This is a genomic window from Bacillus sp. AFS077874 (assembly GCF_002566505.1).
In the GTDB taxonomy this organism is placed as follows: Bacteria; Bacillota; Bacilli; order Bacillales; family Bacillaceae_G; genus Gottfriedia.
The window spans coordinates 16656-32184 of the sequence record NZ_NUYF01000005.1 but is presented as its reverse complement, the minus strand read 5'-3'; the positions used below and the strand labels follow the sequence as shown (position 1 = coordinate 32184).

Here is a 15529-nt window from a genome sequence, read left to right as displayed (position 1 = left end):
ACTTTATATGGATAAAAAAAGAGCAGAATCTACTGCTCTTTTATTCATTAAATAAAGTTCATGATGTTTATTTAGAAGTTAAATCCTTGGTACAAACGCCAAGGACTATTGTTGTCTTATTAAATCTGTTTAAATAAAGGATTTTTAATAATTAATAGATTTCAAGTTACCAAATTATCAACTAAAATTAAAGTATCACCTTACAGGAGAAAAGACAGATGCAGATTTTTATTACTCTAAAGAGTTTATCTAGACGAAAAGGATTTATAGAAAAAAAACCATTTGAAATTGAAAAAAACCCATTAACCCTTGAAGAATTAATCCAAGAATTACTCTCAATAAATGTTAATTCATTTAATCAAAAAGAAATAGGAATTCCGTTTCTTCCTTATCTAACTCAGGACGAAATCAATATGAAATCAACGGTCGGTAAGATTGGGTTTAATGAGATCAATAATGATACGAATGCTAATGTAAAGGAAGCAATATCTACTGCTTTACTAGCATTCCAAGACGGCTTATTTAAAGTATTTTTAAATGATAATGAAATAGAAAGTCTTCAAGAAAACATTGACTTACATGAAAATGACGAGTTTACATTTATAAAACTAACAATGCTGTCTGGCCGTATGTGGTAGAAAGGAATTCAACATGAATCAATATAAAGAATATTATCAAAGCTTAGAAGAAAAATTACATTTACTTGACGGAGATCATTTAAAAATTGCTAGATTAATGATTAATGGTGCAAAAAGTAGTTCTTATTACAATCACGATTATGTTAAACCAATCAGAAAATTGCTTTCCGCTAATCCAAACTTAACTAAAAACGAATACTTCGAACCTATTCGATTCATTATAAAATCTTTATTAGGTGAACAAGAATTAAACAAATTTGATTATATTCTAGCTCATGTAATTGATTTTCCACATTCAGAAAGTTATTATAGAAGACCTTTTCGAACGAAGGATATGGCAGTACATACAAAAAAAGTGATCGAAAAATCATTTGAATTAGTACGATGGAATCAGCACGATGTGAATTTAAAAACGCTTCTAACCACACCCTCTGAATTAAGTGAAGACTATGATTACCATTCCATATTAAGTGATTTGATTGCTTATGAACTTGACCATGAAAATGAAGAAATAAAAAATTCACTAAAAGAAATTATTTACGGTGAAAATAATACGGCTTTACTAAGTAGATGGATGATTAAAGGGATGTTTAAATCTCATAAACAGGAAAGCTATGAAGATTTGGGTAAATTACTTTTAGCTGCGGGTCTACAAGAAGGCTTAAGACAAAATATAGTTGAAACAATGGATGAAGGTACTATCGATGGGATGAAGTTTCTTCTTCAAATAATTATTGAGAATAATTTAACACGTTTTAGTTCGATTGTAAGAGCACTAGCCGTTTGGACTGGTGTTGAATTTGAGTCGAATAATAAAAGAATCGTGAATCAAGTTATTACCTATATTTCTTTAGCATTAAATAACGAAAATATACAAAATGATTGGACTTCTCAAAATAATGTAGATAAGCTGTATATTTCTTTATGGGCTAAAGGTGTATATGAGGAAGCTGATTTAATCAATGAAATTAGTCTGATTTTAACAAACGGCTTACATTATCAAAAAGTAGTTGCACATTATTTAATTGGCCAATTAGAAAATAAACCACTTATTTATTCTCTATTAACGAATCATTTCGAACAAACAGATATAGAATTGCAAGCCTGGACGATTAAAAATTATCCATATCGTTGTTCAACGAGATATAACTTTTTAAGTGGAAATGAAAATAAATTTTTATATTATAAAGAACCGCTTTTACAAGATAAACATGTTCGTACTAAGCAGTTCAATTATTTTTGTAATCTCGTAGAACATGGTCCTAAAGCAAACAAAGTACTAAATTCCAGCGCATTTAAACAGATGGAAATAACATATTCACCGGATACGATTATTCAAATTTTAATCTATTTAACAGCGTATGATTTAGATCATAATTGGATTGCTCAACTAATGAAGTACAAAAAATATATGACCGCTGAAACTAGGTCTCAATTCTTAGACTATTTTATCGTAAATATTGATGACCCAACTCAAAAGGAATATCTTTTTAATGCTTTATCAGATAGAAGTGTATTAATAAGAGAAGAAGCTATCGCTAAAATTAAAAAAATAACGTCTTTAAACGACTCTGATATCCCACGAATTGAGGCATTACTTACGCTTAAAACACCATTAGTTAGACAAGAAGCAATCCATTTACTATTAAAGCTTAAGGACAAACAGTTAAAGGAATCGTTAAAACGTTTATTGAGTAGTAAGAAAGCTCAACAACGACTTGGGGCATTAGATATTGTAAACCAAACGAAAGAACATAACGTACACAAATCCAACTTTGATCAATATAAGGAATTACTCCATTTGATTTCTAATCCAACGGAAAATGAGCGGTTGCAGATTGATAAATTAACAAAGCAAGAATGGAACGAAAAAAATGGATTTGGTTTATATGACCCAATTAAAATTAGGCCAGTTCGAAAACTTGAAATTGAAAAATCATACCAACAAAAAGAATGGTTTACACTTAATAAGGCTACAATTTTATCTTTTCTAAATGGTTTAACAGAGCTAATACATGAAAATAAAGATTATGAATTTGAAATAGAATATTGGGATGGACAGAAAGAATCCGTTTTATTAGGTAGTCATATAGAGATGATAAGACATTATAAATCAGATGACTTAAAAATGATTGATCAATTACCTTTACCTGATGTTTGGAAAAACTATTTGATTTCTAGTGGTCTTCGTACCAACCAAATAATTGAATTATGGTTTTATTTAAATGGACATGACTTAGTAAATTACTACGATCATACATTTAGCACTTGGGATTATAAGTATCGAAATTATGATTTAACTGATGAAGAAAATCTTACTCCATTAAATAGCCGTCAGAAAGACTTACTTTCTTCTTTTTTTCCTATTTCGAGCTTAAAAAAAGTAGGCAAAACGATTGTTGAGCTGAATTACGAACAACAAATTAGAAGTATTATCGAAGCATATTTTAATGATCTGCCTAAAGAAGATAAATTCCATTATCTATTAAATCAACTAAAGTCGTTTTCAATACTCATTGCAGATGGATCAAATTGGCTTAAGATTTATGATTATTTGTCTGAGTCGTTAATTGAATGGTTAGAAGAATCAATTTATGACGACGAATCATTTATTGAGTACTATGAATATAAAAATTATCTTTACCATTACTGTAAAAAGCGTTTATTTAAACACTCACCAGAGGATTTAATACGTGCTTACACTTTAAATGTAATAGATAAAAATGAGCTTCTTAAAGAAATTCTGAGTGATCCAAAACGAACTAAATTCTTTAGGGAAATCTATGTTGAAAACAGTGAATTAGTAAAGAAATACCCTGAAATTACTAAAATAGCACAAAAAATACTAGACAGGGTTTTAGAGATTGAATTAAAGCGGGGAGATTTAGCAACGAGTGTATCGAATTTTGCTGGTGGGATTGATTATTTTGAAGGTACTTCTTACTTTGTTCAAATTCTTGAAAGGCTTGGCGATGAAGGATTTGTTCGAGGATATTTTTACGCAAGTGGTGAAGAAATTTCTAAGAAAGAATCGTTTAGTTCATTGTTAAAAGCATGTTATCCGAATGAACATGATCATGTTGAAATCCTATTTAACTTATTAAATGCTAAAGAAATATCAGAAAAACGTTTACTTGAAGCTGCGATGTATGCGCCGCAATGGCTTGATCTCGTTTCTGACTATTTAAATTGGTGCGGGTTAAAAAGTGCTGCATGGTATTTCCATGCACATATTAACGAAGATTTTGAGGATAAAAAGGCTGCGATCGTCGCACATTACTCTCCAATTGAGCCTATTCAATTTAATGATGGTGCATTTGACATTAATTGGTTTACTGAGGCGTATAAAGAGTTAGGATCAGAACGTTTTGAGATCCTTTACGATTGCGCCAAATATATTTCAGGTGGAGCAAATCACCGTAGATCACAATTATTTGCTGATGTTGTTCTAGGAAAATTAAATTTAGAAAATCTAAAGACTTCTGTAGTCGATAAACGAAATAAAGAGCACTTATTATGCTATAGTTTAGTTCCTTTAGATAATTCAACTACAAAAGATTTAGTTATACGCTATGAATTTATTCAACAATTTTTAAAGGAAAGCAAACAGTATGGAGCCCAAAGAAGAGCTAGTGAAACGAAAATAGTCGAAATTGCATTAGGAAATCTAGCTAGAAATGCTGGCTATTCAGATACCATTCGAATGACATGGGATTTAGAATCTAAAAAGGCGGAGGAATATATCACCTATTTTGAACCCAAAAAGATTGATGAACTAATGATTAGACTTGAATTAAATGAAAAAGGAGCAGTTAATTTCATCATTGATAAAAACGACAAAGCTTTAAAATCCATTCCAGCTAAATATAAAAAGCATGAGTATATTTTGAAATTGACTGAAGTAAAGAAAGAAATTAAAGATCAATTAAGAAGAGCAAAAACTGAGTTAGAAAAATCGATGGTTTCAGAAACGATATTTACAGTTAAAGAGTTAGAGAATTTGACTAAAAATATGATTGTAAAACAACTAATGAGTAAGCTTTTATTTGTGAATGAAAATAAAATTGGATTTTTTGAAGATAACAAGCTGATAAGTCCAAATGGTAACGAATATCAACTAAGCGATTCGGATTTCTTAAAAATTGCACATCCTACACATTTATATAAGAGCGGTATGTGGAGTGAATGTCAAAAATTTATTTTTGAAAATAAAATCGTTCAACCTTTTAAACAAGTTTTCCGAGAATTATATTTACCAACTATTGATGAATTAGCAAATGGTAAAATTTCGAGAAGATATGAAGGGCATCAGGTACAACCAAGAAAAACCGGGTCGTTATTAAAAAGCCGTTTATGGACAGCAAGTTACGAAGAGGGATTACAGAAGGTTTTTTATAAGGAAAATATTATTGTTAAGATTTATGCTGCAGCGGATTGGTTTTCGCCATCAGATGTTGAAGCACCTACATTAGAGACCATAGAATTTATTAATCGTAAAACATATGAAAACATTTCAATTGAGGATATACCGACTATTATTTTCTCTGAGGTTATGAGAGATGTTGATTTGGTTGTAAGTATAGCTCATGTTGGAGGAGTAGATCCCGAGGCAAGTTTATCAACCATTGAGATGCGAAAAGCAATTATTCATGAGTCACTTAGATTAATGAAAATCTCAAATGTTGATTTCTCTCAAAATCATGCAAAAATAGATGGAAAACTTGGTGAATACAACGTACATCTTGGAAGTGGAAACACTTATAAGAATGCGAAAGGAGCTTTATATATTATCCCAGTTCATTCACAGCATAGAGGGAAAATCTTTTTACCATTTATTGATGAGGATCCAAAAACAGCCGAAATTTTATCAAAAATTGTTTTATTAGCTCAGGATCAAAAAATTAAAGATCCGAACATATTAATGCAATTAAATTAAATCGTTTCTACATAAAAAAGCACAGGAAGTAATAAACCTGTGCTTTTTTTGATATTTCTCAAAGTTTTTTAACCTTTTCTTCATCACCAGTCGTTGCATTTATAAAGATATCATATGTATCGTGATTATATGTACCTAAAAATTCATAAGTAAGAACTTCTTTATTAAAATCATTTAAGATAACAGCTAAACGTTCTTCTTCAACTTTAACATTTTTATTAAGCTTTGCTTTTGCTTGCTCAAGTGTAAGCTTAGGAGTAGGGATTTTACGTACATGGTTTGACGTAATATAGTTTTTAGCATTAAATCCGATGATTTGACCGTTATCTAATGCAACCTTTAATTGAATTGCTTCTGGATAGATGCGTACGTCATCAATTGATTTAACCATTTGAAGTACGCCAATCGTATCGTATTGTGAACTATCATATAATTCCATGTTCTTATAGTTTTTTGAATTTAAATAGCTTAAACCTTTTTTCACTGCATCGTCTAAACTGATTTGCTGTTTCGCTATTGGTCTATTTGTAATAAAGAAGATTGGCAAGCCAGCAGTTTCAGTTATTTCCATATACGTATCAGCTACTGGGTGATTGTGAGCCATCGAAACTGAGTAAAAAGGTTCAAATCGTTTATTATCGCTTTGACTTCTAGTCACTTGGATTTTCGTTACATTTTTGAGCGGTACAGCGTCTTCAGCAATTTTTTTAGCTTCATTTTCATCAATTTTTTTACCAGTTAACTTATTTAAGCCTTTAGATTCTTCTTGACCATTTGAAAACGTTGGACCAAAATCATTGTTTGTAGTTGCTTTTACTTGTTCAATATGTTTAAAACCATCCACGATACTATTGTCTCGAGATGCTTTTTTTTCTTCAGACATTTGATCAACATCAATCCAACTTAAGTTTTTATTCATGATGTTTGTTTGTACATTACGTAGACCATCTTGAATTTTTTCAGATGTTGAATAAATTTTTCGTAAAGAATCATATTCCTTTGCAGTTAAAGGTTCTTTATTTAAATCTCGCACCGCTGTTTTATAGCTAAAGTTTGCAACTCCAGTTAAAAAGGCTTGCGTTTTATCAAAAGGCACAAATTTTAGTGGTAATTGTGCAATGTCAGATTTAGATTGAATCGAAATACGCCATACATCTGCCAAAGCAGGGGAGAGAGACGTTCTTGAATTCATAGCTAAAGTCGTACCGATTTTATCGTGTAATAAATCCATATCAAATGTTAATTCATTAAAAGCTCTCTGATAATTATTTTCGGCTCTTAAGTTCATTTCTTTCAGTTCGCGATTTTTCGAATATCCCCAGTAACCAGATCCGATTAGAGCGGCTGCTAAAGCACCGGCAACAATCCAACTACCTTTCATAATTACACCTCACTAAAATTATTTGCAAAAAATATGTTGGCCAATTGTTAAAATGATAGGGCGTCCACGAATCCATTTGTTTGTTGCTGTTTTAGGATTGTAATAATAAATACATCCTGTTGTTGGATCCCAGCCATTTATTGCATCAATTACTGCTTTTTTAGCCTGAGCATTAGGTGTTAAATTAATTTGACCGTCAGCTACTGCCGTAAAAGCACCTGGTTGATAAATAACACCAGCGATTGAATTCGGAAAAGATGCATTTGTTAAACGGTTTAAAATGACTGCAGCAACAGCAACTTGCCCAATATATGGCTCACCACGTGATTCTCCATATACAGCATTTGCCATTAATTTAATGTCGTTATCTGTATAACCGTTTGGTGCGTTTGCAATTGGTTTATTATTTGGTTTTGCATTCGAATTATTAGGTTTATTTGTATCCGGTTTAGCCGTATTATTGTTAGAAGCGTTATTATTTGTATTATTATTATTTGCTGTATCATTAGACGTACTACTTTTATAATTCTTAGTTGCTTTTGTCAGCTTTTCTTTTAACTTTGTTCCTGCGACACCATCAACCTTCATACCAAATTCCTTTTGAAAATTGCGAAGAGCCCAGTATGTATTCCAGCCAAAAACTCCATCAGCTTTATCGTCAAGAAATCCTATAAATATAAGTCGCTCTTGAAGCTCCTTAACATCATCGCCAGTTGAACCACGGCTGAGTACTTGACTACTAAAGGCATTAACTTCTTTTTTAGGGGGTAAGTAAATATTTAAAGTAATCAGTGAAATACATATTATGCATAAGATAATAAATGCAGTTTTAAAGTGAAAATTCTTTTGCAAAATAAATCCTCCTTAATCAAATACATATAGGATTACTATTTGTAAAAAATTTCTTTTTATTAGTAAAAAGCGTAAAAACTGATATAAATTGCACAAACAAGAAACGGATAGATAGCGTAGAGGGGTCGAATAGTAAGGATAGGAGCAAAAAGGAGGAAGTATTATGAAAAGAACATTTAGAGCCATTTTCATTTTCTCATTCTTATTTTGTATTTTTTGCAAAGTAAACCCAGCTACTGCACAACCAGTTTATGAGCCTCCATATGCTAAATGGGGGAAAATTGCAGTTGAAACAACAATCCAAAGATATCCGCAAGCGGATGTAATAGATTATTTACACATTGGTAGAGAACAAAAAACACCAACAGTCTCAGTAGAAAAATTCAAATTATGGTTAAGATTAAAAGATGGAAGCAGGGAATTCGGGGTATATGTAAATGTAGAATTTGAACCAAGAACAGAAAGATACTTAGGAATTACATATACTGAAACGGATCGTTAAGTAACTAACTTTAAAAAACATCGCTTAAACGTGATGTTTTTTATTTGAACACATATTGTGAGAGATATCACATGAAGAAATTTTAAAGGAGAGTATTAATATTAAAGGATATATGATTTTAAAAATATAGCTTATTAAGGGTTACAAATATTATTTTTAATGATGGAACGGTAATTGAAATCAAATAAAAAGTTAACACAATTAATGAGTGAACAAACAATAAAAGTTTGAATTGCTGTAGAAACTAAAACAAATTAACTAATATAATTTTTATTTTTTTGAAGAATTTTTTATTTATTAATTTTTACTCATATGTTAAATGATTTAATTACAATATAGAATTATTACTTAATAAATTAGTTAGTATTTAAACTAAATTAATTTTTTTGATCTGAATATTCAAATTGATGATTTTTTCCGTTTCATCTCAAAACACTAAGAATACTTGCTAATTGAGATGAAAAATAGTGATTTTACTTCAACTTCCTATAATATATATTATGTAAACTAGAATAAATCAATATTAAAAAGATGGCAATTTTATACCACCCTACTATTGAACAAGTTAAAAAGTTGTTCCTCGATATACGTATACTGTTTCATATCCAGGATATTTTCCAGAGTAACTTAAATGTGAATTATCTAAAACGCGTACCCCAGCATCTGTAATTGCAATAGCTCCAATCTCTCCTACATTACAGTCCAGTGTTTGAACACGGTTTATTTCATTTTTGATTTCTTGAATAATCAACTTTGCAAATCGTTTTCGATCCATGTGGTTTTGGTTAACTATAATATTAGCCAAATATATATATACGGTTTCACCTTTTTTATATGGCATAATATAGTCGCACAATTTGTTTTCGTCTAACTCATGAGCTAACAGCGCTTCAAATGTTGATTTTTCTAACGGAAAAAAAGCAATAAAACCTTGAATTTCTCCATTACATTCAAGCACACGGTAAATTTCCTGATTTCGTTCCCATGCGACTGTCGCAAATTCGTTAGTAACTAACCAGTCAGTTGTATACTCACTAGCATCAAGTTCGATGAGACTGTCAAAATCACTTTTAGTTGCAAATCGCATTTGCTCCATATACTTCATCCTCTCTAGTAAGTATAGACAATGCTTGCGATCTGATGAAAAATTCAGATCTTGTCATTTGGTAAATTGTTACTTAAATTACTCCTGAACACATAAAAACTCTTTCGATATTAAATCTAAGATTTACTATATTTTTCACTTATTTATATTTCAATACAATTAAAATAGTACACCATCTAAAGAATTGTTCGCACTCTATTCCCGTATTATCTAAATTCATCCATCCTTCTCAAGAATCCATATCTCTTTATGCGATAAACATCCCTCATATATCTTTCCAATATCAAAAACAGCCTATCTAAAAATAGGCTGTTTTCTGTTTATAGATTGTTGAAATTTTAAAAGTTAATATACTTTGCTGGATTTACTGCGTTTGATTTTGCCTCATTCCATTGACCTGCATGCAATTCAAAGTGAAGATGCTTACCAAAAGAATGACCTGTATTCCCCATCATACCAATTTTTTGTCCTTTTGAAACAGTTTGCCCTGCTGAGACTTGATAATTTTGCATATGAGCATAAACTGATGTAAATACTTTTCCTTTAATATTATGTGTAATAAAGACAACATTACCGTAACTAGATGAATGGTAAGCTCTTATTACAACGCCATTTGCTACTGAGACAATCGGTGTACTTCCATTTTTAGCAATATCTACGCCAAAATGCGTTTCATGATCAAATGATCGATATCCAAAACCTGAAGATAAATAGCCTTCCGCTGGTCGAGTAAAATTACCACCTGAAATACTTGAAGCTACTTTTATTGCTTTTTCCTGTTCATTTAATAGATCTTCCTGTTCTTCTAAACTTAAAATATCCTGTTCCTTTTCAGATACATCATCCTTAAGTTTGCTTAGAATAGCATTCATTTGAATTTCTTGATTAACAAGTGAACGTTCTAAATTTTGAAGATCTTTTTTATCATTTTCCAACTTATGTTGAGTTAACATAAAGTCTTTCTTTTTTAATTCAACTTTTTCAACATCGTTTTGTTGTTCCTTAACGATGTCTTGGTCAGCATTCATAAATTTACCAATAGCGTTTATTCGTTGAACTAAATCACCGATACCTTTTGCATCAAAAATAACGTCTAAATATGAGTTATTTCCACCTGATTTTTGTATTGTAACTAAACGATTATTTATAATTACTTGACGTTGATCTAATCGTTTTTGCAATTCCTCTATTTCAGCTTGTAATTTTTCTATTTCTTTTTTGCCATTTATTAATTCTGCCTCTTTTTGACTCTTCTTTATTTTTGCATCCTCAATTGATGTGTTAATTGTATCTAAAGAGTTTAATAACAATTTTTTTTGATCATTTAATTGATCCATCTCATTTTTTGCTTTTTCTGCTTCTTCTTGAACTTTTACTCGTTTATCTTGAATACTCTTAATCTTTGTATTATCTATATTCTCTGCAAGTACACCATTTGGAAGTATAGTAAATGATAAACTTGCAGCTACTAATATTAATTTATTAATAATTCGTTTCATCGTTATCTCCCTAAGCTTGACATATACTTATATATGTTAACTTAGAAATGTAACAATTTTATGCAAATTAGACTACACTCTTTTTACAAGTTTTTTACAAGCTCTTTGCAACACTATAAAAATTATTCAGTAAACCAATCTAAAAATGGGAATGACTTTTCGTGTTTGTTAAAGTGGAGTCATAAATTGGGCACCATGTAATTACTTCCAGATTTATAGATTATTATTATTACAGCGTTATATTTTCTCTTATTAAAGATTACAAATAACTTTTTAGTTTGATTAACATTTTCTGCACTACGTCCATTAATAAGTACAGTAGCACCTTCCTCTACCAATGACGTAGCGATTGCTTTCCTAATTCCTGCGGTAGACCCAGTAACCAGTGCCGTTTTCCCTTTTAAATTCAGATGCATATAGATTTCTCCCGGTTTCATATTTTAAAATCATTGACATAAGTTGGAATGAATAATTACGTTTATATTGTTTATACAGAATTAACTAAATCAGGACCTTCTTCTACTTTAAATACACCGATACCAAACCAACGCATTTTTACTCAATTATGCATTGTATATTTACCTCCTAATAGTATTGTAGTGATTAAAACATAAACAATTGATATTCAATTAATTACCTTTCCTCTAATGATGTTACTGATTGCAATAGAAAACTAGATAAGTAACAATACTATCTACTATTAACAAAAATAAAACAATCATAAATTTTAATGATCATACTCTCCTTGGCTACCATTTTATTATTATTTATTCCTTGATTTTCCATCGGAATACTATGATAATTAAGTTTGTCATACTAGTTTCATAATTTTTCTTTGTTTTCTTTAAAGGAAATGCAAAGAAAAATTTCATCTAGTCAATATACACGAAGGGGAATATGAAGATGAATCAAAAAGTAGGATTTACGGCCTTATCTGTACTACTAACTACCAGCTTATTTACTACAGCCTGCAGCAACAAAACGGAAGAAACGCAAACATCTGCTATATCAAAACCATCGAAACAGATTGTAAATGTAACTCAAACAGCGGAAATTTCAACTTTAGACTCTACGTTGGCAACAGATTCTGTATCGATTTCTGCCATGAATAACGTATTCGAGGGATTGTATCGCGTGGACAAGAATAATCGACCGGAACCAGCCCTAGCTAAGTCCTATACTCTTGCCCCAGATAAAAAGACCTATACTTTTAAACTTCAGGATGCAAAGTGGTCCAATGGCGATCCGATTACGGCCGAAGATTTTGTTTACGCTTGGAAGCGTGCTGTAAATCCAGAAACAGGTGCAGAATACGCATATTTACTATATGATGTTAAAAATGCGAAAAAAATTAACGAAAATCAGCTGTCTGTTGATGAACTAGGTATCAAAGCAATTGATGAACATACATTTCAAGTTGAGTTGGAGAATCCTGTTCCATATTTTATTGATTTAATTTCTTCTTCAACTTTCTTTCCATTGAACCAAAAGTTCGTTGAAGGACAAGGGAAAAAATATGGTTTAGAAGCAAATGCTGTATTATATGATGGTCCATTCATCATCCAAAAATGGAATCATGAGCAGAAGCTTCAACTTGTAAAAAATCCAAATTATTGGGATAAAGATAAAGTGAAACTGCAGGAGGTTAATATTAATGTCGTAAAAGATGTTACTACCGCAGTAAACTTATACACAACAAAGCAAATTGACCGTGTGGACTTGACTGGTGATTTTGTGAATAAATATAAAAATGATGCAACCCTGAAAACATATTTGAATGGCAGAACAAACTTCTTACGTTTGAATGAAAAAAATAAAATGTTAGCAAATCCTAATGCCAGAAAAGCAATTAGCTTAAGTATCGACAAAAAAGGAATTGCAGATGAAATTCTTAACAACGGCTCTGTACCTGCTGATTACTTAGTCCCTAAGGAGTTAGCTTTCGGTCCAAACGGAAAAGATTTCCAAGAATCAACTTCTACATATGAACATCTTGATATAAAAAAAGCAAAAGATTATTGGGAAAAAGCGAAAAAGGAACTTGGTGTCACAAATGTAACGTTAGAGATGTTAAATTACGATGATGACAGCTCTAAATTGATTGCAGAATATTTAAAAGAGCAACTCGAGAAAAATTTAAGTGGATTAACGATTAATATTAAACAACAACCTAATGCTCAAAAATTGAAGCTAGAATCGGATATGGATTATGATATCTCTCTTTCCAGTTGGGGAGCCGATTACCCAGATCCAATGACTTACTTGGATATGTTCCTTACAAACGGTGCATTTAATCAAACTGGATACTCTAATCCAAAATATGATGATTTAATTAAACACGCTAAAACAGATTTACTTTATAATTTACCAAAACGTTGGGAAGCGTTAAAAGAAGCCGAGAGGATCTTGTTGAATGATGATGCAGTTGTGCCTCTATATCAAAAAGGGACTTCTTATCTTCAACGTCCATATTTAAAAGACTTCTATGTATACGGTCCTAACACTTATAAATATGCTTATATTAAAAAATAATCTCAACTGATGCCAAGTCTTCCAATAGTGGTCCCTCTCGAAAGTAGCAAAACAAGGTCTAAAGTATAATCTGTAAATTGTAAAAAGGGTGAAAACTTCTACTTTCTAAAGAACAGTAGAAGAGTTTTCACCCTTTTTCAGTTACTTATATAATTTGAGACATTCTTTAAGGAATTATTTCAAATACTCTCCAAGGATCAATGTAATCTAAAAGTTTTAACTCATTTTCCGGTATTCGGCCAACTATATTTTTGCGACCATCATTTGGCATGTCCTTTAAAATAATATGGAGTTCACCTTTATAACGACCATATTCATTATTAATAATAACGATGTCACCACGTTTTAATTCATGAGTATGATGCGACTCAATGTTTGCATCTTTATATGAAATACGTGGCATCGTCGATCTTGCCATGTATTCACTCATGTCTCCACGAACAAAATGAGGGAATTTAAAAATAATTTCTTTTTCCACATCGCTCACGTTGTCCGTTAAATCGATCTTGAAAGATAACTTCGCTGGATTAACCTTACTAAGTGATTTTAGTTCATCTTCGCTTGCATAGGCATTGGCTACGATCACATCATCTACTAAACCAGTTGCGAATAAATGGCGTGCAACTACATCAATTGGAAGAAAACGATGTTCCTCTAACGTACAAAGTCCCTCATTCACTGGCCAAGGTCCATAAGTAGATTCATTTAAACTTACTATATTAAATGAGCAAACATTTTGAAATAAGCATCAATCCGGTATCGTACCACGAATTTGACGCTAATATGTAAGAGGCTACCTTTAAATAGATTATTGGAACTTCCAATAACCATCTAACATTTCAAAAAAGTGACTTTGATTTGTGTTAGTAAGGTTCACTAAAAAAGGTGACTCCCCTTTTTCTTTTAATACTTTAGCAGCTGGACCATCACCAATTGGTGTACAAAATAGTAAATTAGTTCCGCTCAATTTTATTCTTTTACAACGTGCATTGATTTCCGTATCAATGTACTCCTCGCCTTGTTTAAGGCCAAACAAATTCTCCCAAATTTCTAATGTCTCATCCAAATTATTTACGACAAAACCAACACTTTCCAATTTTGGTTCGCCTAATTTATGTGAACTAATCAGTCCTTGGTCTTCAAATTCCGAATACCTTTCTTCATCTGATTTTTCCCATTCAATAAAAAATGGTAATTTAACCTTTTTTTTCGGGTATTCAGGGAATAACAATGACCACCTAATTACCTGGCCATCAGCACGAACTCTCTCCCCAGCTAGCGGTCCATATACTGTAAGTTCTTCTGCTTTAAGTTTAATTGCAAGTTCTTCAATTTGATTTGTTCTAATCGCTATTGTCGCTGGACCTTCCCGACTTTCTTTTGCTAGTTGTTCTACGATTTTCGTAATTAATCGATTTTCCTCATGTTTTTCAGCTATTGATAAATTTTCAATTCCTAAAAATTCAATATAACTTAAGCCAAAATAAGTTAGGGTATTATATGTTCCCCAAGATTCATGACGTCCTCCCTTCACAACATGAATACCTCTTTGCTTTAATGGTAAAATTGCTGTCTCCGGTTTCTTAAAGAACCAAACAAGGTGATCAAAGATTAAATCCATTATCGTACTCCTTTCAATTGATAATTTGTTTTATATGAGGAGAATAAAAAGAAGATATCATCTCATTTCCTCCGCTAATTTCTTTGTTACCGACTTCTGCCAACTCCATTAATTGAGGTCAAATTCGATTCTTATTGAACAGTTAATTTAATGATTTCTCTAACCGCCTTTTCAGCTGACTGAAGGGCTCCTTCAAGATGTCCACTATATTCTGAATTCGTCTCTGTACCAGCAAATATAATTTTCTTTTCCCACAAACCTTCTACTTGTAGTGGACCATAGCTCTGGTAATTTTTAAGTGGACTTAAGTCCTCATCAACAGTGGTTTCAGAATCAATGGACCAATCTTTATAAAAAATAGCCTTTACGTTTTTAGCTTCACTTCCAAAAAGTTTAACTAATTGGTCAACAACCAATTTTAAAATTTTATCATGATCCATTTTTTTACGTGCTTCTGGAGGCA

The 15529-nt window shown here is 31.4% G+C and carries 11 protein-coding genes and 1 pseudogene; 4 read left to right on the top strand and 8 right to left on the bottom strand.

Annotated features, from left to right (window positions below; all coding sequences use genetic code 11):
* The first annotated feature begins 218 nt into the window (after positions 1 to 218).
* Positions 219 to 638, top strand: coding sequence for a hypothetical protein (locus tag COJ46_RS01885; RefSeq protein WP_097977304.1), 420 nt, complete (start codon positions 219 to 221; stop codon positions 636 to 638).
* A gap of 13 nt (positions 639 to 651) precedes the next feature.
* Entirely contained in the window at positions 652 to 5574 is a 4923-nt protein-coding gene (locus tag COJ46_RS01880) for a DUF4132 domain-containing protein (RefSeq protein ID WP_097977302.1), read from the top strand.
* Positions 5575 to 5632: 58 nt separating this feature from the next.
* Here COJ46_RS01880 and ypeB read toward each other — a convergent pair whose 3' ends face one another.
* A complete protein-coding gene (gene ypeB / locus COJ46_RS01875; RefSeq protein WP_483295507.1) occupies positions 5633 to 6958 on the bottom strand; it encodes a germination protein YpeB in 1326 nt (441 codons plus the stop codon).
* Between the two features lie 15 nt (positions 6959 to 6973).
* Positions 6974 to 7807, bottom strand: coding sequence for a spore cortex-lytic enzyme (sleB, locus tag COJ46_RS01870; RefSeq protein ID WP_097977298.1), 834 nt, complete (start codon positions 7805 to 7807; stop codon positions 6974 to 6976).
* Positions 7808 to 7970: 163 nt separating this feature from the next.
* Here sleB and COJ46_RS01865 point away from each other — a divergent pair, with 163 nt between their 5' ends.
* Positions 7971 to 8309 carry a DUF3889 domain-containing protein gene (locus COJ46_RS01865; protein ID WP_097977297.1) on the top strand — a complete coding sequence of 113 codons (339 nt, stop codon included), beginning with the start codon at positions 7971 to 7973 and terminating at the stop codon, positions 8307 to 8309.
* Positions 8310 to 8874: 565 nt separating this feature from the next.
* On the opposite strand, the gene COJ46_RS01860 is transcribed toward COJ46_RS01865, so the two are convergent.
* From COJ46_RS01860 to COJ46_RS01850, 3 genes and pseudogenes are all read right to left on the bottom strand, one after another.
* Positions 8875 to 9405 carry a hypothetical protein gene (locus tag COJ46_RS01860; RefSeq protein WP_097976243.1) on the bottom strand — a complete coding sequence of 177 codons (531 nt, stop codon included), beginning with the start codon at positions 9403 to 9405 and terminating at the stop codon, positions 8875 to 8877.
* Between the two features lie 347 nt (positions 9406 to 9752).
* Positions 9753 to 10913, bottom strand: coding sequence for a murein hydrolase activator EnvC family protein (locus tag COJ46_RS01855; RefSeq protein ID WP_097976242.1), 1161 nt, complete (start codon positions 10911 to 10913; stop codon positions 9753 to 9755).
* A gap of 275 nt (positions 10914 to 11188) precedes the next feature.
* A pseudogene (locus tag COJ46_RS01850) lies at positions 11189 to 11329 on the bottom strand (SDR family NAD(P)-dependent oxidoreductase); the annotation flags it as partial.
* 481 nt (positions 11330 to 11810) lie between these two features.
* Here COJ46_RS01850 and COJ46_RS01845 point away from each other — a divergent pair.
* Positions 11811 to 13445, top strand: coding sequence for a peptide ABC transporter substrate-binding protein (locus COJ46_RS01845; RefSeq protein ID WP_483294973.1), 1635 nt, complete (start codon positions 11811 to 11813; stop codon positions 13443 to 13445).
* 166 nt (positions 13446 to 13611) lie between these two features.
* Here COJ46_RS01845 and COJ46_RS01840 read toward each other — a convergent pair whose 3' ends face one another.
* The 3 genes from COJ46_RS01840 to COJ46_RS01830 form a co-directional block, all read right to left on the bottom strand.
* Positions 13612 to 14163, bottom strand: a complete 552-nt coding sequence (locus tag COJ46_RS01840; RefSeq protein WP_098565632.1) for a phospho-sugar glycosidase domain-containing protein — start codon at positions 14161 to 14163, stop codon at positions 13612 to 13614.
* Positions 14164 to 14253: 90 nt separating this feature from the next.
* Positions 14254 to 15066, bottom strand: a complete 813-nt coding sequence (locus COJ46_RS01835; protein ID WP_098565631.1) for a VOC family protein — start codon at positions 15064 to 15066, stop codon at positions 14254 to 14256.
* 131 nt (positions 15067 to 15197) lie between these two features.
* A complete protein-coding gene (locus COJ46_RS01830; RefSeq protein ID WP_286133558.1) occupies positions 15198 to 15506 on the bottom strand; it encodes an FAD-dependent oxidoreductase in 309 nt (102 codons plus the stop codon).
* Between the last annotated feature and the right edge of the window lie 23 nt (positions 15507 to 15529).